At 67.8% G+C, this 17,251-nt stretch carries 16 protein-coding genes; 7 read left to right on the forward strand and 9 right to left on the reverse strand.

Going from position 1 to position 17,251, the window contains the following annotated elements:
* Nucleotides 1-87 precede the first annotated feature (87 nt).
* The 4 genes from AB0M22_RS23240 (at nt 88) to AB0M22_RS23255 (ending at nt 5,441) form a co-directional block, all read left to right on the forward strand.
* Nucleotides 88-2,400: a GH92 family glycosyl hydrolase gene (locus AB0M22_RS23240; RefSeq protein ID WP_364730450.1), complete on the forward strand. Its 2,313-nt coding sequence runs from the start codon at nt 88-90 to the stop codon at nt 2,398-2,400.
* A gap of 99 nt (nt 2,401-2,499) precedes the next feature.
* Nucleotides 2,500-3,876, forward strand: a complete 1,377-nt coding sequence (locus AB0M22_RS23245) for a M14 family zinc carboxypeptidase (protein ID WP_364730452.1) — start codon at nt 2,500-2,502, stop codon at nt 3,874-3,876.
* A gap of 94 nt (nt 3,877-3,970) precedes the next feature.
* On the forward strand, nt 3,971-4,618 hold the full coding sequence (locus tag AB0M22_RS23250; RefSeq protein ID WP_364730455.1) for a class I SAM-dependent methyltransferase: 648 nt from the start codon (nt 3,971-3,973) through the stop codon (nt 4,616-4,618).
* Nucleotides 4,619-4,655: 37 nt separating this feature from the next.
* Nucleotides 4,656-5,441, forward strand: a complete 786-nt coding sequence (locus AB0M22_RS23255) for a methyltransferase domain-containing protein (RefSeq protein ID WP_364730458.1) — start codon at nt 4,656-4,658, stop codon at nt 5,439-5,441.
* Here AB0M22_RS23255 and AB0M22_RS23260 read toward each other — a convergent pair.
* Entirely contained in the window at nt 5,435-6,277 is an 843-nt protein-coding gene (locus tag AB0M22_RS23260; protein WP_364730460.1) for a hypothetical protein, read from the reverse strand. The two genes, AB0M22_RS23255 and AB0M22_RS23260, sit on opposite strands and share 7 nt — an antisense overlap.
* The gene (locus AB0M22_RS23265) at nt 6,270-6,932 is read right to left on the reverse strand and encodes a hypothetical protein (protein WP_364730463.1); all 663 of its coding nucleotides are present in this window, start codon (nt 6,930-6,932) and stop codon (nt 6,270-6,272) included. The genes AB0M22_RS23260 and AB0M22_RS23265 overlap by 8 nt, the downstream gene beginning before the upstream one ends.
* 281 nt (nt 6,933-7,213) lie before the next feature.
* Here AB0M22_RS23265 and AB0M22_RS23270 point away from each other — a divergent pair, with 281 nt between their 5' ends.
* Both AB0M22_RS23270 and AB0M22_RS23275 read left to right on the forward strand, forming a co-directional pair.
* A complete protein-coding gene (locus AB0M22_RS23270; protein WP_150404742.1) occupies nt 7,214-7,411 on the forward strand; it encodes a hypothetical protein in 198 nt (65 codons plus the stop codon).
* Nucleotides 7,412-7,494: 83 nt separating this feature from the next.
* On the forward strand, nt 7,495-7,941 hold the full coding sequence (locus AB0M22_RS23275) for a nuclear transport factor 2 family protein (RefSeq protein WP_364730465.1): 447 nt from the start codon (nt 7,495-7,497) through the stop codon (nt 7,939-7,941).
* A gap of 21 nt (nt 7,942-7,962) precedes the next feature.
* Here AB0M22_RS23275 and AB0M22_RS23280 read toward each other — a convergent pair whose 3' ends face one another.
* The 5 genes from AB0M22_RS23280 to AB0M22_RS23300 form a co-directional block, all read right to left on the reverse strand.
* Nucleotides 7,963-8,838, reverse strand: a complete 876-nt coding sequence (locus AB0M22_RS23280) for a lysophospholipid acyltransferase family protein (protein ID WP_364730467.1) — start codon at nt 8,836-8,838, stop codon at nt 7,963-7,965.
* 25 nt (nt 8,839-8,863) lie between these two features.
* Complete coding sequence (locus tag AB0M22_RS23285; RefSeq protein WP_364730470.1) at nt 8,864-9,625, reverse strand: hypothetical protein; 762 nt, start codon at nt 9,623-9,625, stop codon at nt 8,864-8,866.
* A complete protein-coding gene (locus tag AB0M22_RS23290; protein WP_364730473.1) occupies nt 9,622-10,209 on the reverse strand; it encodes a hypothetical protein in 588 nt (195 codons plus the stop codon). The genes AB0M22_RS23285 and AB0M22_RS23290 overlap by 4 nt, the downstream gene beginning before the upstream one ends.
* A 132-nt stretch (nt 10,210-10,341) precedes the next feature.
* Nucleotides 10,342-10,530, reverse strand: coding sequence for a ferredoxin (locus AB0M22_RS23295; protein WP_364730476.1), 189 nt, complete (start codon nt 10,528-10,530; stop codon nt 10,342-10,344).
* The gene (locus tag AB0M22_RS23300; protein WP_364730479.1) at nt 10,527-11,996 is read right to left on the reverse strand and encodes a cytochrome P450; all 1,470 of its coding nucleotides are present in this window, start codon (nt 11,994-11,996) and stop codon (nt 10,527-10,529) included. The genes AB0M22_RS23295 and AB0M22_RS23300 overlap by 4 nt, the downstream gene beginning before the upstream one ends.
* Nucleotides 11,997-12,098: 102 nt before the next feature.
* On the opposite strand from AB0M22_RS23300, the gene AB0M22_RS23305 reads away from it, so the two are divergent.
* A complete protein-coding gene (locus AB0M22_RS23305; RefSeq protein WP_364730482.1) occupies nt 12,099-12,761 on the forward strand; it encodes a TetR family transcriptional regulator in 663 nt (220 codons plus the stop codon).
* A gap of 3 nt (nt 12,762-12,764) precedes the next feature.
* On the opposite strand, the gene AB0M22_RS23310 is transcribed toward AB0M22_RS23305, so the two are convergent.
* Complete coding sequence (locus AB0M22_RS23310; protein WP_364730485.1) at nt 12,765-15,863, reverse strand: lantibiotic dehydratase; 3,099 nt, start codon at nt 15,861-15,863, stop codon at nt 12,765-12,767.
* A 15-nt stretch (nt 15,864-15,878) separates the two neighbouring features.
* Nucleotides 15,879-17,210 (reverse strand): lanthionine synthetase C family protein, encoded by a 1,332-nt coding sequence (locus AB0M22_RS23315; RefSeq protein WP_364730488.1) that lies wholly within the window; start codon nt 17,208-17,210, stop codon nt 15,879-15,881.
* Between the last annotated feature and the right edge of the window lie 41 nt (nt 17,211-17,251).

Below are 17,251 nucleotides of genomic sequence, written 5' to 3' on the forward strand. Positions count from 1 at the left end.
GGCGTGTCGACCGCTCGCGACCCGGTCCGCCCTGCCAGGATGGGCACGCACCGGGGCAACGTTGTCGGACGCTCGTCGAGGAGAGGTATGTCGCGTCGCCGTCTTGTCGGCATTGTTGTTCCTTTGTTGCTTCCCTTGATTCCCGTCGCGGCGCACGCTGAGACTGTGGCTGATTCCAGTAGGTACGTGAATCCATTCGTCGGCACGCAGGACGGCGGCCCCGATTTCGGACACGGCGGCGGCGCGGGAATGACCTTCCCCGGCGCGGTCTCGCCGTTCGGGATGATGCAGTGGAGCCCGGATACGGTGCGCACCGCGGGCGGCGGGTACAAGTACGAGGACAACCGGCTCTACGGCTTCTCGATGACGCACATCTCCGGTCCCGGTTGCACTGGTGCACAAGACTTTCCGGTGCTGCCGGTGTCCGGGATCATCGGCCGCTCACCCGCCGTCGACGGCGCGGGCTATCTGCAAACCTTCGATCACGCGAACGAGCAGGCCAACCCCGGCTACTACAGCGTCACCACCGACAGCGGCGTGCAGACCGAGCTGACCGCGTCGACCAGGGCCGGCGTCGCCCGGTTCACCTTCCCGAAGAACAAGCCGGGCACGCTGCTGCTCGACGTCACCGGCTCGGTCAACGGCGTCGACGACTCCTCGATCCGCATCGACGGCAACACCGTCTCCGGCTGGGCCCTGACCGGCGGATTCTGCGGCGCGCGCACCCGCTACCGGATCTACTTCCACGCGACCTTCGACCGCCCGATCACCGCATCGGGCGCGTGGAAGGACGCCGTCATCAAGCCGGGCGCCACCAGCACCGGCGGCGCGGCCCCCACCCGGCGCACGAATTCCGGTGATATCGCGAGCAACGGCCTCGGCACCGGCCTCTTCCTGCAATTCGATTCCGCGCAGCCGGTGCAGATGCGCACCGGCCTGTCCTACGTCAGCGTCGACGGCGCCCGGCGCAATCTGGCCGCCGAGGTCGGCGCGAAGGACTTCGACGCCGTCCGCGGGAACGCGCACGACGCGTGGCAGCGCAGATTCGATCAGATCCAGGTGACCGGCGGCGATCAGAAACGGCTGCAGACCTTCTATTCCGCGCTCTACCACGTCTTTTTGCAGCCCTACATCTTCGACGACGTCGACGGCAACTACACCGGATTCGACGGTCAGACCCATCAGGTGCGTCCCGGTCACCATTACTACGCCACCTTCTCCGGCTGGGACATCTATCGCAGCGAGGCCCAGCTGCTCGCCTGGCTGGCGCCCGACGTGGCCTCCGACATCGCCCAATCGATGTACGACAACGCGCACGTCCTCGGCGACGTGTGGGACCGCTGGTCGCATCAGAACACCATCACCGGGGTGATGAACGGCGACCCGTACCACTCGGTCGTGGCCAGCGTGTACGCGTTCGGGGCCCACGATTTCGATGCCGAGGGCGCGCTCACCTCGATGGTGGCCGGCGCCGAACGCATCGGGGAGAAGGCCGGCTACACCGAACGCCCGAGCAACGACGAGTACCAGCGGCTCGGCTGGGTGCCCAACCAGGTATCCGACACCCTCGAATACAACATCGCCGATTTCGGTATCTCGCAGCTGGCCCAGCGGCTCGGCAACAGCGAGGTCAACGCGAAGTTCCTGCGCGCCGCGCACAGCTGGCAGCACCTGTTCAACCCGATGACCAAATGGTTGCAACCCCGTACGGCCCAGGGCTTCTTCGGGCCGTTCGACCCGGCAGGCACCGACGGATACGTGGAAGGCAATGGCGCGCAATACCATTGGATGACCTTCCACGACGTGCGGGCCCTGTTCAACCTGATGGGCGACAACGTCGAGGACCGCGGCAACTCCGAGGCGATCCGGCGGCTGGACCTGTTCTTCACCAAGCTCAACGCCGGCCCCCACGAACCCTTCGCCTACCTCGGCAACGAGCCGACGCTGCAAACACCGTGGCTGTACGCCTGGGCAGGACTGCCCAAGCGGACCCAGGACGTGGTGAGCAAAGCCCGCGACGACCTGTTCGCGCCGACCCCGAACGGCCTGGTCGGCAACGACGATCTCGGCACCATGTCCGCCTGGTACGTCTGGGCCTCGCTCGGCATCTATCCCGTAATCCCCGGCCGCGCAGAACTTTTCGTGCACAGCCCGGCCTTCACCAGGGCCGAGATCGTCCGCTCGTCCGGCGAGCAGTTCACCATCACCGCCCCCGGCGTAGATTCCGCCCCCTACATTCGCGCCTTGCAGGTGAACGGCGAGACCACCACGAAAGCCTGGCTGCCCGAGGCGTTCGCGCTGTCCGGCGGCACCCTCGACTTCACCATGGGCACCGAACCCGGCCCGGATTTCGGCACCGCGAAGGCCGACGCGCCACCGTCGTTCAGCGTTCCCCGCTGAACCCTCGGTTCGGCCATCGGATGGTGGGACGTATACCGATCGTATGGAATCCATTCTGCTGTCGAGAAACTGGCCCGTAGGCCAGCCGCCGAGCCCACTATGGAGGAGGGCGCGGAGGATGAGGTTTCGGTGGTGGATCATGTGCGGGAGATCGTCGGTGCGGTCGAGCTGATCGACGTGTTTCCGACGGTGGACGAATTGAGCGAGTACGTCGACGAATTGGTCGCGACGGTGCCGGATCGGGTGACGGTCACCGAGATCGGCAGGTCACGCGGGGGTGATCCGATTCGCGAGGTGCGGGTCGGGTCCGGGGCGAGGCAGGTGGTCGTCATCGGGAACCCACACCCGAACGAGCCGATCGGCATGGCGACGATCCGCCATCTGCTGGGTCGGCTGACCGCGGATGACGCGCAAACCCTGGGCGCTACTTGGCATTTCGTGCTGTGCCTCGACCCCGACGGAACGCGGCTCAACGAGGGCTGGTTCGCCGAGGCGCGCACCAGAACCGGCGTCGCGCGCGGTTTCTACCGTCCGCCCGCCGCCGAACAGCCGGAGTGGTGCTTCCCGACCAACTGGCGCGGCAACGCGGTCGGCACGCCGCTGCCGGAAACCGTTGCCCTGATGCGCCTGATCGATCGGACCCGACCCGCCCTGATCGTGTCGCTGCACAACGCCGATTTCGGCGGCGGATTCTTCTACACCACCGGCGGCGACCGCGACTACTGGACCGGGCTCACCGATCAGCTCACCGCGACGGGTGTGCCGATCTATGCGGGCGCGGCCGATGTCCCCGGCGCAAGAACCTGGGCCCCAGGGGTTTTCGAGCTGCCGTCGTTCCAGCGGATCGCCGAGACCCTCGCGGCCGAGGGCGTCGAGCCGTTGGCGATGATGTACGGCGCGGGCATCCGCGACTACGCGGCCGCGCACGCAACCGCCCTGCTGGTCTGCGAATTGCCGCTGTGGGTCGACTCCAGGGTCACCGACGAGGCCCCGAGCGGACGCACCATGGCGAGCGCGTTGTGTTCCACCGCAACCGCTTACGAGGAGATCGCGGACATCGTGCAGGGTGCCCTCGACCGGCTAGCCGACCGTTTGACCGGCCGAAGCCCCTTCGAGCGAGCCTTGAAAGACACCGTGCGCGCCCTGCGCGGCAACGCCACCGCCAAACGCTCCGCCACCGACTCCCGCCCCGCCACCCGCGGCGACATCTTCATCGAAGACTACGTCTGGGTCGGCGTCGCCCGGCTCCGCGCCGGCGGCATGCTCCTGCGCCTGTTGGACGAGGAAGCGCAGCAGAACCCGTCCCCCGAGGTCACCGCCGAACGCACCCACTTCGCCGCGATCTTCGAAAAGTGGTGCACCGACATCGAGACCAATGCCCCCGGCCGGCCCATCCCGGTCCCCCACCTGGTCACCATCCAGTCCGCGGCCATAGTCACCGCGGTAACCCGCCTCCGGGACAACCTCCCGCTGTGACGGATTCCAACATCTGATCGAAGCCGATGACGGAATCCGTGAGAATCCGCGCGGCAGCTCGCGGTGCGGCACCGGGCGAGGCGAAGCTCGGATCATGATTCTCGACTTCGATGACCTGTATACGACCTCTACCGTGCCCTGGGATCTCGGCGAACCCCAGCCGGCCGTTGTCGCGTTCGAGCGTGCGGGACGGTTGTCCGGTGCGGTGCTCGATGTGGGCTGCGGCCTCGGCGACAACGCGATCTACCTGGCCGGAAAGGGGTACCGAGTCACCGCGATCGATGCTGCTGCGCCTGCGGTCGAACAGGCGCGGCAGCGAGCTGTGGCGCACGGTGTGGACGTTGAATTCACCGTCGCCGATGCCACGACCCTGACCGGCTTCGACGGCCGGTTCGACACCGTGTTGGACAGCGCGCTCTACCACTGCCTCGCCGACGAGCACCGGACGCAGTACGCCGCGGCGTTGCATCGCGCCACGAAACCTGGCGCGCGGCTGAACATGCTGTGCTTCTCCGACCAGACAATCGGCGGAGTTCCTTCCCCACTTCCCGTGTCGGAAAAGAACATTCGCGACACCCTGACCGCAGGCGGTTGGGCGATCACCGACCTGACCTCCGGCGAACTGCTCGCACTCACCGAACCTTCGCGAGAGTTCGTCGAGCAGTACCCGAATGCCGCGACCGACGACAAAGGGCGGATCGCAATGCCGATCTGGATCGTCCAGGCCGACCGCGTCACGTGAAATCATGAGGGCCACATCGGTGGCGAACGGAGGCGGCGTGGTTGGGGACGAGCGGGTGTCGGCGGCATATGCGGCGAATGCCGAGTTCTGGATCGGCATCGTGCGAGACCGGGTCGATCCGTATCAAACGCAGTTGACCGACCCGGCGCTGCTGGCGTCGATCGGCGACTGCGCAGGGCTGGCGATCCTCGACGCCGGTTGCGGCGAAGGGTATCTGACGCGCGAACTGGTCCGGCGCGGCGCGCGACATGTGTACGGAGTCGATACCTCCGCCGAATTCATCAGGGCGGCAATCGATCACCCTGATGCAGCACCCGAGACATCGACGTTCCACCACGCCGATGTCGCCGCCCTCCCCCTCGCCGATCACAGCGTCGATCTCGTCGTGGCCAACCGGCTGCCGAACGGAATCAACGACCCGGGCCATCGCTTTCACGAGTTCGCCCGGGTACTCAGGCCATCCGGCCGCATGATCCTGCTCGGCATGCATCCGTGCTTCTATGCCGCGCGCAGCGAACGAGCCGACGGCACAAAAGACTTCGCCATCGACGCCTACTTCGGCAGCCGAACGGTGGAGCAGAAGTTCAACGTCGCCGGCCGGACCTCACCGGCCGCCTCGGTCCAGCAGTTCTTCTCGCTGGAGACCTACATCCGCATGATCACCACCGCCGGTTTCGTCATCACCGGCGTGCGCGAGCCCCACCCGACCGACGAGCAGCGCCGGCAAACCCCTTGGTGGAACGACAATTTCACCCGTCCACTGTTCCTGCTACTGGAGTGCGCGCCCCGACCGGACGGCCGGGGCGCGCAACCGGATCAGTAACCGAACTGACGCAGAATCGGCCCGCAGACGTGCCATTCATCGCCGCCGTCGTGCGCCTCGTGGGCAAGGTGCGCGACGTACCACATCACGATGTCGGCCCCGTCGGTGTTCTCGCCGTTGACATGTCGCCAGAGCTCGTCGTCGTTCGCGTTGCCGAGCGCGCCGCCGAGGTCCTCGGGACCGTGGTAGGCGGTGACGGCGACGTCGAGCCGGGAGAACCAGTCGCTGGCGCCGTCGAACGGTCCCTTGTCGATGAGAAACCCACGCCCGGTGCCCTTTTTGAGCACCGCCCAGCGATTGTCGCCGATGTGGATCGAGGACAGTTCGCTGGTCCGCGGGATCCAGCCGGGCCCGTAACCCCAATCCTGGCTCGTCAGTGCGTGTTGCAGCGCGAGATTGTTCGCCGCACCGTCGATGTCCCAGTCGAATCGCCAGTACGTGTGGTGGCGATGGTTGGCCGGGTGTTGCAGGCCGGCGCTGTAGAGCTGCGGCAGGATGATGCCGTCGCTGCGGAAGATCCACCGGTTGAGCAGGCGGTAGCGGCCGATCACGTGGTAACTCTCCACCACGAGGAAGCGGTACTCGGGGTTGGTCCCTTCGTAGACCGCGACGGGCCGCTGCATGTTGCCGCTGCTGAGCGCGTCCTTGTACGGACCGCCCGCCCCACCGTCGTATTGCACGCGGATCATCGGCAGGCTGGCGCGGTGCAGCACCTTGACGCCCTTGTAGAAGACGTCGCGGAAGGCGATGGCTTCGCTCTTGCCGTCCAGCACCTCCCAGAAGAACTTCCAGACCGGGGCCTCGGGCGGCCAACTCACCGTCCCTGAGCTACTCATGACGTCCCTCCGGGATCAGGCCGACCTCGGCGACGTCCTCGGCACTCAGATCCACGATGGCGAACGCCGTGGGCAACCGCCGATCCGCGGGTCCGAAGCGCAGATCGACGAGCCGATGCCCATACCGCGAGCTGTGGATGTTCACGTCCTCGACGATCAGCCCGGCGCCGGTGCCGACGTCGATGCCCTGCTCGGCCAGCCGGCCGTCGCGGCGGACCAGTTCGATGGCGCGAGCTTCCTCGGCCGCGGACACGGCAGGCTGGTTCTGCGTCGTGTGCACCTCGACGAGCGAGCGCGTGGCCACGTCGACCATGACCTCGACGACGATATCGTCGGCATAGTTGTAGATGACGACCACCGGATATTCGGTGTCGCGATCCAGGAATCGGGTGCCGACGCTGATGATCTCGTAGCGTTTGCCGTCGAGCAGGTCGGCGATGCCCGGCAGGCCGAGCGCGATCTCGGGCGCGGCCGCGGCGGCTTCGTCCGCCGCCCGGAGGTCCCGTTCCGGCGAATGCACCGGCGTCGTCCGCACCGGCGAGAGCAGTTCGCTCCAGTCGCGCGCGTCGGAGAATTTCGGATCGATGTCGTGGCCGAGATCGGTGATCTCGGTTCGCAGAAATCCCGGAGGCGGCAGGGTGAATCTTTCGGCCATGAGCGAACTCCATGCTCTTGGTAATTACTGCGCGGTGTTCCGCACGCCCTCATCCTTCGACGCCGCGCCACCCCGGTCGCGAGTACTTCTGTACTCCACTTACCCGTCCCCACCAACCGGGGACACCAGGTAGCCGAGCCCCCGACCAGCGCATTCATCGCTCGTTCAGCCGGTCTGCCACCGCACGCCCGGCGACCCGCGGGGCAAGCAATCGGGGCCGCCGACCCGGCGATTCAACAGTCACGGTTTCGTAACGGCCCCGATTGGGTATTGAGAGATGTATGACATCGACGGATCACCGACCAACCCGGATCGCCGGCGTTGAGCCGGGGACCGCGGTACTGGCATTCGCTACGTGCCTTGCCTTTTCGATCGGCATCGCAGCTCTGACGCAGTCTGCTACCACCACGGTCCTCGCGCTCGCCAGCCTCGCCGCCGGACTCGCGCTTGTACTGACCATCCTGCCGCACAAGGCCTGACCCCCTTTCCGCTTCCGCCACCACCGGCCACATCGAGCGCCCGGCTCTTGCTTCCCGGGCCCGAGCCTGGTGGCATAGCAAGCATGCTGTCCCTTCAAGAGATTTCGGACCGCCTGGAGATCCAGGACCTGATGGTCCGGTACTCCCACGCGGTCGACACCGGACAGTGGGAGCTGCTCGACGACATCTTCACCGAGGACGCGCACATCGATTACTCGGCGATGGGCGGCTCGGCCGGCGACGTGGCGGCGACGAAGAAATTCCTCGCCGCCATGTTGCCGAATTTCCCTGCCTTCCAACACTTGATCAGCAACTCGTCGATCACCCTCGACGGCGATACGGCCACCGGCCGGACCATGTGCCACAACCCGATGCTGCTCTCCGGCGGCGACGGCCCGCCGAGCCTGATGCTGTGCGGGCTCTGGTATTTGGACACCTTCGCCCGCGTCGACGGGCAGTGGCGGATCGCCCGCCGGGTCGAGGAGAAGAGCTACATGTTCGTCGCGCAAGCGCTGCCCGGCACCAGCTGATCGACTGCGGCCCAACCGATATCAGCCGACGATCGGCAACCCGCGTTCCTCGGCGAGGCCGCTCAGCGCCTCCTGCATGACGCCGGTGACGTGCGCGTAGGCGGCGTCCAGATCCAGCTCCGGCCCCAGCTCGGCGCGCAGATCGATCGGGTCGAGGAACTCGACGGTGACCTTGCTCGGCAACGGAATGTGCCCCGCGAGATCGCCGACATTGAGCCCCCACGGCAAAGCGATCGAGATCGGGAACACCTTGAGCCGCAACATCTGATCCAGCCGGAGCAGCCGGGCCAGCCGGTCTCCGCGGGACAGCATCAGCGCGGTCTGCTGGGCGCCCATGTTGACCATCGGCACGATGGGCACGTTTTCCTCCCAGGCCAGGCGGAGGAAACCGGTGCGGCCGGCGAAGTCGATCTCGTCTTCTTTCCAGCTGGGACGATGCACTTCCCAGTCGCCGCCGGGATAGACGAGCACCGCCGCGCCGTCGCGCAGCACCTGCCTGGCGCTGTCCTGGTCCGCACCGACCGCGCCGAAGCGGCGCAACAGGGTGCCGATGACCGGATAGGCCATCACCATGTCGTGCGCCAGCTGAAAGAACGGGCGGTGCGGACCGAACCGGCGCACGAAGGCCAGCGTGGCCACCAGCACCTCGGGTGAGACGTTGCCCCCGGAATGATTGCCGACCAACAGGACCGGGCCTTCGGCCGGTATCCGCTCGAGCCCCCGGACCTCGGCCCGGAAGTACAGTCGCGCGAACATCCAGCCCGGACCCACCGTGTCGATGATGAACTCGGGATCCCGCTCGGCCGGATCGGCCGCGGGGACGCGCGAATTCACCTGTTCGGCGACCCAGTCGGCGACCTGGTCGATCCGCTCGGTCGGCAATCGAAACAAGTTCATGGGCAACGCTTTCCGCTAGGGACGCTTACGACTCGATCGACAGCAGCCGACGGAAGAAGCCCCGGTAGCCGCGCAGCGCCTGGCGGAGGTCTTCGGTATCGGATTCCTGTAGACCGGCGCTGCGCTCCTCGAGCACCCGCTTGCGTTCGGCGTAGACGGTGGTCAGCTGATAGATGATGTCCGAGACGATCGTGTCGGCCTGGGTGACCGCGTCGCGCGGGCTGTCGACGAAGGCGCCCTGCACCTCGCGCCACTGACTGCGGAGCCGGTCGAGATCGGCCTCGGCGAACAGCGGGGTCTCGACGTCGTCGAGCGAAACATGCTGCTGCTCAGCGCCGTTACTCGCGGGATTCGCCTGCTCCGTGGCCGTGTCGGTCGCGGCGGGGGTGAACTGCTCCGCATCGGTGTCGGCGGCCGTGGTGGTCACGTGGTCCTCCTCGGCGGTCGGTCGCGCGTCGTAGTCGTAGTCGGCGGCGGTCGTCTCCGCGGGCTGTGCGTCGTAGTCGGCCGTGGTCGCCTCCCCCGCACCGGAATTCGCCGTGGTCGCCCGATCGGGCTCGGCGTCGTATTCCGTCGTGCTCACGTGCTCCGGTTCGACATCCACGTCGGTCGTGCTCGCCCGCTCGGTGCTCGAATGCTCGTCCGCGAGGCCGGTTTCCGATTCGCCGGTGGTTCTCGCGTGCTCGGCTTCGTCCCCCTGCCAGGACGACCGCGCCTCGTGTTCACTCAGCGGGGCCTCGTCGGTCGACTTGTCGGAATGCACGGTGCGCTCGTATTCGGTGCTCATGACAGTGCTTTCTTGTCGTGCTCGGAATTCTTGTCATCGGTGTGCTTGTCGGTGGCGCCATTCAGCAAGTCCTGGAACAGGTCTCGGTAATGCACGATGGCGGCGCGCCGGTCCTCGGTGGACACCTCGGTGCCGGTCGCCCTGGTCGCGATCTCGTGCGCGGCGCGATAGTGGCCGAGCGGCTCCGCGTGCTCCACGGACAGGTCGGCAACCTGCTGGTCGAAATTCTCGGTGGGATAACCGCGTTGGCTCATCACCGTGGTCAGCAGCCGATCGGCGGCTTGCAGCGCCTCGGCCGGATCGTCGATGAACCGCTCCTGCACCTCGACCCACTGCGCGGTGTAGAGCTGCTTCTGTTCCGGCGTCAGCGCGCGCAGTTCCAGCTCGGCGTGACGCTTTTCGCGTTCGGCCAGTTCACGTTCGGCCGCCCGGCGGTCGTCGTGTTCCTCGACCGTCCGGTCGTACTCGGGGCCGAACTTGCTGCGCAGTCGCTGCCTGCGCACCATCGGCCACACCGCTAACGCGACGACCACCGCCGCGACAACGACCAGAACGATCACAATGATCAACACTCCAGACGACACCTGAACCTCCTTGCCGAGCCTGTCGTATTCGGACAGGTAATGCCTCGCCGTCGAGGTTCCAAACTCTTGATCTCGTTCGGATGTCACCCAATGGGATCGGGCCGCGCCCAGGAGTTTCCGTGCCCGCCCGACTCAGCCGAAACGCAGCGCCTCGACCGGGCAACTATCGATGGCGAGCTGGATCAGGTCGTGGTCGTCGTCCTCGATCGCGTCGGCGATCGGCTCGACGATGCCGTCGTCGCCGACGCGGAAAAGGTTGGGGGCCAGGGCCTCACACATGCCGTGCCCTTCGCAGCGGGTGCGGTCGGCGTTGATCTTCATGACGGCAGTCGCTCCAGGTGGATGGGCAATCCGTCGGCCGGCATCGGGCCGGTGCCCGCGACCAGCGGCACCTCGTAACCCGGCCGCACGGACCAGCTGTATTGCAACAACATCTGGTGCAGAACGGCTTTGACCGTCATGCCGCCGAAGTAGAGGCCTATACATTTGTGCGCGCCGCCGCCGAACGGCGACCAGGCGAGGCGGTGCGACTTGTCCTCGCGCCGGTCTGCGGCGAACCGCTCCGGGTCGAAGACGTCCGGGTTGTGCCAGTACTCCTCGGTGCGCATCATCGGGTACGCGCCGACCATGACCAGCGTGCCCTTCGGCACGTAGTGGCCGAGAATGTCGGTGTCCCGGATGGTTTCGCGAATCTGCTGCGCCACCGGCGAATACATCCGCAGCGCCTCCTTGAACGCCAGGTCCAGCGCGGGCAGCCGGTCGAGATCGGCGTAGTCGAGGGTCGGCTTGCCGAGCGCGCGAGATTCGGCGCGCAGCCGGTCCTGCCATTCCGGGTGGCGGGCCAGTTCATAGGCGAGCATGGACGCGGCGATGGTGCTGGTGTCGTGCGCGGCCATCATCACGAAGATCATGTGCTCGATCACCTCCTGATCCGAGAAGGTGTGTCCCTCATCGGTTTCGGCATGACACAGCACGCTGAACAGATCGGTCCCCGTACCCGCCCGCTTGGCCGGCAGTTCGCGCCGGAAGTAGTCGCTGAGGATGCGCCGGCCGCGCACGCCGCGCGACCACACCCCGCCGGGCACATTGGTGCGGATGAGCGCGGTCGCTCCGTGCACCGCATCCTCGAAAGCCCGTTCCACCACCACGCTTTCGGGGCCGAGCTCGGCGCCGGCGAAGACCTCGGTGGCCTGCGCGAGCATGATCTGCTTGATCGAGTCGAAGAGCGGGAACTGGGTGCCGGGCCGCCAGCCGGCGATGCCGCGGGTGATGCGCGGGGTGGTCAGGTCCAGGTAGCCGATCAGCCGGGGCCGGGTGAACGCCTGCTGCATGATCCGGCGATGGAACAGATGCTCGTCGAAGTCCCGCAGCAGCAGGCCGCCGCGAAAGAACGGGCCGATCAAGAACTCCCAGCCGCGCTGCGCCGAGAACGACTTGTTCCGATCCATCAGCACGGCCTCGATGGCCGCGGGGCTGGTGACGCCGACCGTGCGGCGGCCGAGGATGCCCATCCAGTTCACCGGGCCGTAGCGCTCGGCGCGATGGCGTATCAGGTCGATCGGGTCGGTCAGCGCGTGCAGGGTGTATCCGATTCCCGGAGCGCCGAAGTCGCCGGGCACCGGCCGCAGACCGCTGCCCGGCGGTGGGTCGGCCAGCGGGCGTTCGACGGACGGGAATCGGCCGGCGACGCGGGCGCCCAGCGTTTGCGCGCGTTTGGCGACCCGGGCCCGTAAGCGCCGGACGTCCCCTTGGACATCGGTGACTTTCGGAGGAATCAGAAGACTCATGACGGCCGTCCCTTCGCAACGCTGCGGCCCTTTAGACGATAGAGGAAACATGCGTTTCCGTAAACAGTTGTTTCCCGACTTCTCCTCTGCCAGACTGCTCTGGTGACCCGAGCATTCAGCGGCACCTACCGCGGCACCTCGACCGCCGAGCGCCGGGAAGATCGACGCAGGCGGCTGCTGGACACCGCCCTCGACATCGTCGGTACCCAGGGGCTGTCCGCGTTAACCGTGCGTGGTCTCTGCGAACAGGCCCGGGTCGGACCCCGTTTCTTCTACGAGGCGTTCCCCGATCTGGACGCGCTCGCCTCCGAACTGCTCCTGGAGATCCAGGAGGCGGCCCTCGGCACCGCGCGCGCGGCCGTGGCGGGCACCGACGGCACGCCGTCGGACAAGATCCGGGCCGGCGTCGCCGCGCTCATCACCGAACTCACCGACGACCCGCGCCGGGCCAAGGTGGTCTTCGCCCAGGCCTCCGGCAGCGAGCCGCTGATGCGCAGCCGCTTCGACGGCATGCGCCGGGTCGCCGACGTCATCACCGAGCAGACCCGCCTGGTGCTCGACCTGCCCGCCGGCCACGACACCGCGGTCACCGCGACCTCGCAGCTGATCACCGGCGGCGCCGCGGAACTCGTCCTGGTCTGGCTCGACGGCGGGCTCGATGTCGACCGCGACGGTCTCATCGATCTGCTCGCCGAATTCACCATCGCCATGGTCGGGCGGCTCCCCGACGTCGCTCTGCGCCTGTCCGCGGGTGGCGCGAGCTAGGTCCTATCCCCCGATCGGCGCGTGCCGCAGGCTCTCACCCGCGCGCAGCAGCAGGCCGAGCACCTGCTGTTCCGGAGGATGGCCGCAGCCGAGCAGCCGGTTGCAGTGCATGTGCACGAAGCTGCGGGCGAGCTCGAGCCGGGATCGGCGCAGTTCGCCCCGTGCGTCGAGCGCCGCGAGCTGGGATGCGGCGGCCTGCAAGCGAATTCGGCGTCGAGCGAGGACGTCCGCGATCGCGTCGCCGCCCGGTTGCCCGGCCAGCCAATCCGGATCGCCGAGCACCGCTCTGAGCACGTCCTGCTGACCGCGGTACTCCTTGGCCGTGGCCCGCCGGTCGAGCACGCTGTGCCGGTACAGCGCGTCACGCTCCCGGTCGTCGAGGCCGAGCGCGGTCAACAGATCGTGCACCGCGTATACGCCGAGCAGCGTGCGGTCCAATTCCACCCGCCGCTGATCGATCAGTTCGAGCAGTTCCACCACGGCCACGCTGTCGGCGGCGAACAAGTCCTCCGCGACCGCGATACCGGCTGTGCCGCCGTAACGCTCGACCTCCTGGTCGTAAGTATCCAGACACACGCGGCGACAGAATCCCTTGTCCACCAACGCAGCTCCCCAGCGCAGCAGCGCGGGCGCCAGCCGGTCGGCCAACGCGTCGGGATCGCCGTGCCAGCGGATCCGCAGGTGCGGGTCCGGATCGGTATAGCGGAGGAAGAACCAGCTGTCGGCCGATCCATCGGCGAAGGTCTGCGCGCAGAACGTGCGGATCTGCTCGGCCAGCAGGTCCTCTTCGAAGGTGGGCACGTGATAGAGCTTGGCGAACAGCCAGTCGCTACCGGGCGGATGGACTCGATCGGCAATCGGCGGCAGGGATTTACGAGCGGCTCGGTCCAGAACGATTGTGGTGTCCCGGGTTTCGTGCGCGGCGAGCACCACCGGTACCACGACTTCGCTGATGTAATGCCCGTCGGGCCCGGGCAGCCACGCCTGATCCGGCGCGGGCAGCGCCTCGTGCAGGTAGATCTCCTGAGCGCCGCGCCCTTCGGTGCGGATCTGTTCGACCTGGGCAGGCGAGTCGAGGTCGAGCAGCAGGCGATGGTCGGAAAGTGCCAGGTAGACGTATCGCGGTGGCTGCCACCGCGCCCGCCACCGGTCGAAGAACTCCGTGAACTCGGCCGCCGATGTCGCGGTCCGCTCGTCGAGGGTGAGCCGCCACCTGGCCGGAGCCAGCACGATCCGGCCCACCTGAACCCTTGGCAGGAACGGGAATCCGGCCACCGGACCCCAATTGAACGGCGCCGGAACCGGTTTGCCCGCGCGGCTGATCTCGTCCAGGAACCGCAGCACGGCGGGCGCGACCTCGGCGTTGAGCATGTGCCCCGCACAGGCCACGACCTCCTGATCGACCTGCGGCCAGCGCACCACGAACCGGCCGTCACGCACCCCGACCACCAGTTCGGACAGCGGGACCACCCGGTCGGACGGCACGCCGGGGGTGGTGTCCGACGCCAGCTCCCACTCCCGCACGGCCGGCCGGATCGCGACGTTCGCCAGGCGGCCCGGCAGCGGGTAGTAGCTGACCTCGGCCCACAGCCGGCCGGGACGACTCGCCGCCTCCGCGTCGGCCACGGTACGCAGCGCCGCCTCGGCCCGCGGACCGATCAGATCGGCGAAGCGGCCGAGCACCCGGCCCGCGGCCGCTGCCCCCATATTCGGTCCGACCACCACCTGGAAATCGCCCGCGTCCACCGCGGCCGCGGACTCGGCCACCACGAACAGCGAAATATCCAGGGATGGTGGCACTTTCGCCACGTCGACGGGCTGAAGTTCCAGCTTGGCGATGGTCGCCGGGTCCAGCTCCACCACCTGCCGTCGATCCCGGATCGCGTCGAGTGCCAGTTCGGTGAGTGTGCGCAGCCGCAATTGCCGTGCGCTGTCCTCGGGTTCGGTGTGGTCCGCTCGACCGGGTGCGCCGAGTCCGATCTCCGGATCGATCAGTTCGAGCAGACCGACCTCACGTTCGGCTCCGTACCGCTCCACGAACGAGTCGCGGTACTTGTCCAGATGGGACAGGCCGGTCGGCCAATTGCTGAGTCGCAGTACGAGTTCGGCGGTGCGGGCGGCCTCGTCCGCGACGGCTCGGTTGACCAGAGTCCCGGCCAGCGGTGTGGCCATGTCCGTCTGGAACGGCCCCTTCGGCGTCGGCGCGGAATGCACCGCCCGCGCCTGGGCGACCAGCTTCGGATATCCGGCCGCGGCTTGGTCGTGGTCTAGCCGGTCCCAGACGTCGAGTTGTTCGAGGAGGTCGCCGAGGGCCGCCGAATCGTCGGCGGCGGCGGGGATTTCGGCGAGGCGGCGGGCCACGTACCCGGCCGGTTCCGCGACGGTGAGCGGCGGCCGGAGGTCGGTGAGCAGCAGGGTCTGTTCGCACAGCTGGTCCACCAGCCGCGCCGCCTTCTCCGGGCCGACGCCGAAGTCCGTGCTCAGCTCCTCGACCAGCCGGCCATAGGGCAGCGGCGACCGTGCGCATTCGAGCGCACTCAAGACCGCGGGTGTAGCCCGTAACGAAATCGACTGGCCCGCTTGGGCATCCTCGCCGATAGCCGCCCGCTCGCTGAGGAATACCCGATCGGCCTGGGTGAAAGTGGCCGGGTTCGCGAATACCCTGAGCTGCGAACGGACTTCGGCGCGCTGTTCGAGGGTATGGACGAAGTCGAGCAGCCAACCCATGTCCGGCCGGGTGCGCACGATGGCCGGAGCGTCGGCGAGCGCGAGATCGGTGCGCTCGCCCCAGTTCGCCAGGCCGACACCCGCGAACAGGCCGAATGGTGTCGGCCTGCTCGACATCCGGATCAGGTAGCGCTGGAGTTTTCTGGCCAACCTGCTGCGAGCACGGGCGTCGCCTTTCGGTCGCTCCAAGGCGCGCAACAGATCACCGCCGCCGACCGCGAGCGCCCGCTGCACCCGCGGGTCGGCGGGCAGCATCGTTCCCGGTGCGGTGTCGATCGGCCCGGCGTCGGCCAGCGCCAGATACTGCTCGATGGGTAACAGGGGCGCGCGGACCATCAGCCAGTCCAGCGGGCGGTAGATCTTCGAACCGGTCATCGTCGTCTCGAATCGTCAGGCCAGCAACAATGTTCGGTCCCAGGCGGGCGGAATGTCGGTGGCGGCGGCGAGCAGCGCGAGGGCGATGCCGGCGGCGCCGTCGAGCAGGCCGGGATCGTTCGCCGTCGCGCCGCCCTCGGCGAGCGCGACGTAACCGAAGGGGCTCTCCGGCTCGAACATGGCAAGCACCCGGGTGGTCAGCTCTGCGGCGGCCTGTGCGAACACGGCGTCGCCGGTGTCCTGGGCGAACCGCAGGGTGATTTGCAGCAGTCCGGCCACGCCGTGGCACAGGCCGGGTGAATGGTCGCTGCGCCGCGCATACGGCGGCCTGCCGTAGACGGTGGTCGTCGTGTCCACCGCGAGCATGCGTAACGCATTGTCCTGCAGAGCCATTCCGGCCAGCCACAGCGCTCTGGCCACCCCGGGACTGCCATAGCACCAGGCGTTGTGGGTCGGCCCGTAGCTCGGCGATGCGGCCCCGGTCGGATCCGGCAGCGAAACCGCCGTCGGCCAGTTGGGCCCCCATTCGTCATCGGCCCGGTGGGCGATCAACCAGTTCGCCACTCGTTCGATCGCGTCCCGTTGCCCCGGCACGGAGATACCCGCGCGCTCGGCCAGCGCCAGCAACGCCAACGGGCCGGGAATCCCATGCGCCAGACCGCAATTGAATACGCCGGCCGGAAAGGACTGCGCCAACGGCGTGCCCTGGACCATGGCGGCAGCCGGGGTGTGCCAGTTCGGGAGCCCGGCCCGCTCGTCGCAGAGGGCCACCAGCCCGGTCAGTACCGCGCGCAGTGCGGTGTCGGCGTGCGGGTCGTCCCTACGGCACAGCAGGTAGGCGCCGACACCCGCGCCGCCCGAGATCAGGTCGAACGATCTGAACGGCTGGCCGGCTGGGTGCGCCGTGAGCAGCTCACCCAGCGAGATCGAAGCAGCGGTGAGCGGACCGTCCAAGCTGCTGAGCAGGCGGCGGTACCTGGCGCCGTCCCTGGACAGCGCGTCGGCCGCGAACGCCACCTCGCACATGCCGCCGCCGAACAGGCCGAGAAAACTGTGGTCCGCCTGCCGGACAGTCTGTACCGCATCAGCCAGGCAGTCATGCGACAGCTCTGCCCAACCGCGTTCCGGCAGACACTGATCCAGCTGGCCGTACAGGATGGCCCGACCGGAACTGAGTGGCGGCTCCGGCATCTGCCGCGCCACCGCTTCGGGATCGCACAGCCGCTGCCCGACGTCGACGGCGACGGCGAGCGCCCGGTCGGCCAGCTCCTTCGGCAGTATCCGTCGCCACCCTTGATCGGCGGTATGGAGTTGATCGACCATGGTCGACATACGGTCCGCATTCACCTTCGACCGCATCCTTTCTCTGGCCCGAGCCGAGCGACGGA

The sequence above is a fragment of the Nocardia sp. NPDC051756 genome (assembly GCF_040681495.1).
Taxonomy (GTDB): Bacteria; Actinomycetota; Actinomycetes; order Mycobacteriales; family Mycobacteriaceae; genus Nocardia.

Excerpts from the sequence above, each read along its gene's own strand:
- AB0M22_RS23275 (WP_364730465.1), top strand. The coding sequence starts at position 7,495 with ATGCTGTCCCTTCAAGAGATTTCGGACCGCCTGGAGATCCAGGACCTG.
- AB0M22_RS23300 (WP_364730479.1), bottom strand. The coding sequence starts at position 11,996 with ATGAGTCTTCTGATTCCTCCGAAAGTCACCGATGTCCAAGGGGACGTC.
- AB0M22_RS23240 (WP_364730450.1), top strand. The coding sequence starts at position 88 with ATGTCGCGTCGCCGTCTTGTCGGCATTGTTGTTCCTTTGTTGCTTCCC.
- AB0M22_RS23270 (WP_150404742.1), top strand. The coding sequence starts at position 7,214 with ATGACATCGACGGATCACCGACCAACCCGGATCGCCGGCGTTGAGCCG.
- AB0M22_RS23285 (WP_364730470.1), bottom strand. The coding sequence starts at position 9,625 with ATGAGCACCGAATACGAGCGCACCGTGCATTCCGACAAGTCGACCGAC.
- AB0M22_RS23295 (WP_364730476.1), bottom strand. The coding sequence starts at position 10,530 with ATGAAGATCAACGCCGACCGCACCCGCTGCGAAGGGCACGGCATGTGT.
- AB0M22_RS23265 (WP_364730463.1), bottom strand. The coding sequence starts at position 6,932 with ATGGCCGAAAGATTCACCCTGCCGCCTCCGGGATTTCTGCGAACCGAG.
- AB0M22_RS23280 (WP_364730467.1), bottom strand. The coding sequence starts at position 8,838 with ATGAACTTGTTTCGATTGCCGACCGAGCGGATCGACCAGGTCGCCGAC.
- AB0M22_RS23310 (WP_364730485.1), bottom strand. The coding sequence starts at position 15,863 with ATGACCGGTTCGAAGATCTACCGCCCGCTGGACTGGCTGATGGTCCGC.
- AB0M22_RS23260 (WP_364730460.1), bottom strand. The coding sequence starts at position 6,277 with ATGAGTAGCTCAGGGACGGTGAGTTGGCCGCCCGAGGCCCCGGTCTGG.
- AB0M22_RS23245 (WP_364730452.1), top strand. The coding sequence starts at position 2,500 with ATGGAGGAGGGCGCGGAGGATGAGGTTTCGGTGGTGGATCATGTGCGG.
- AB0M22_RS23250 (WP_364730455.1), top strand. The coding sequence starts at position 3,971 with ATGATTCTCGACTTCGATGACCTGTATACGACCTCTACCGTGCCCTGG.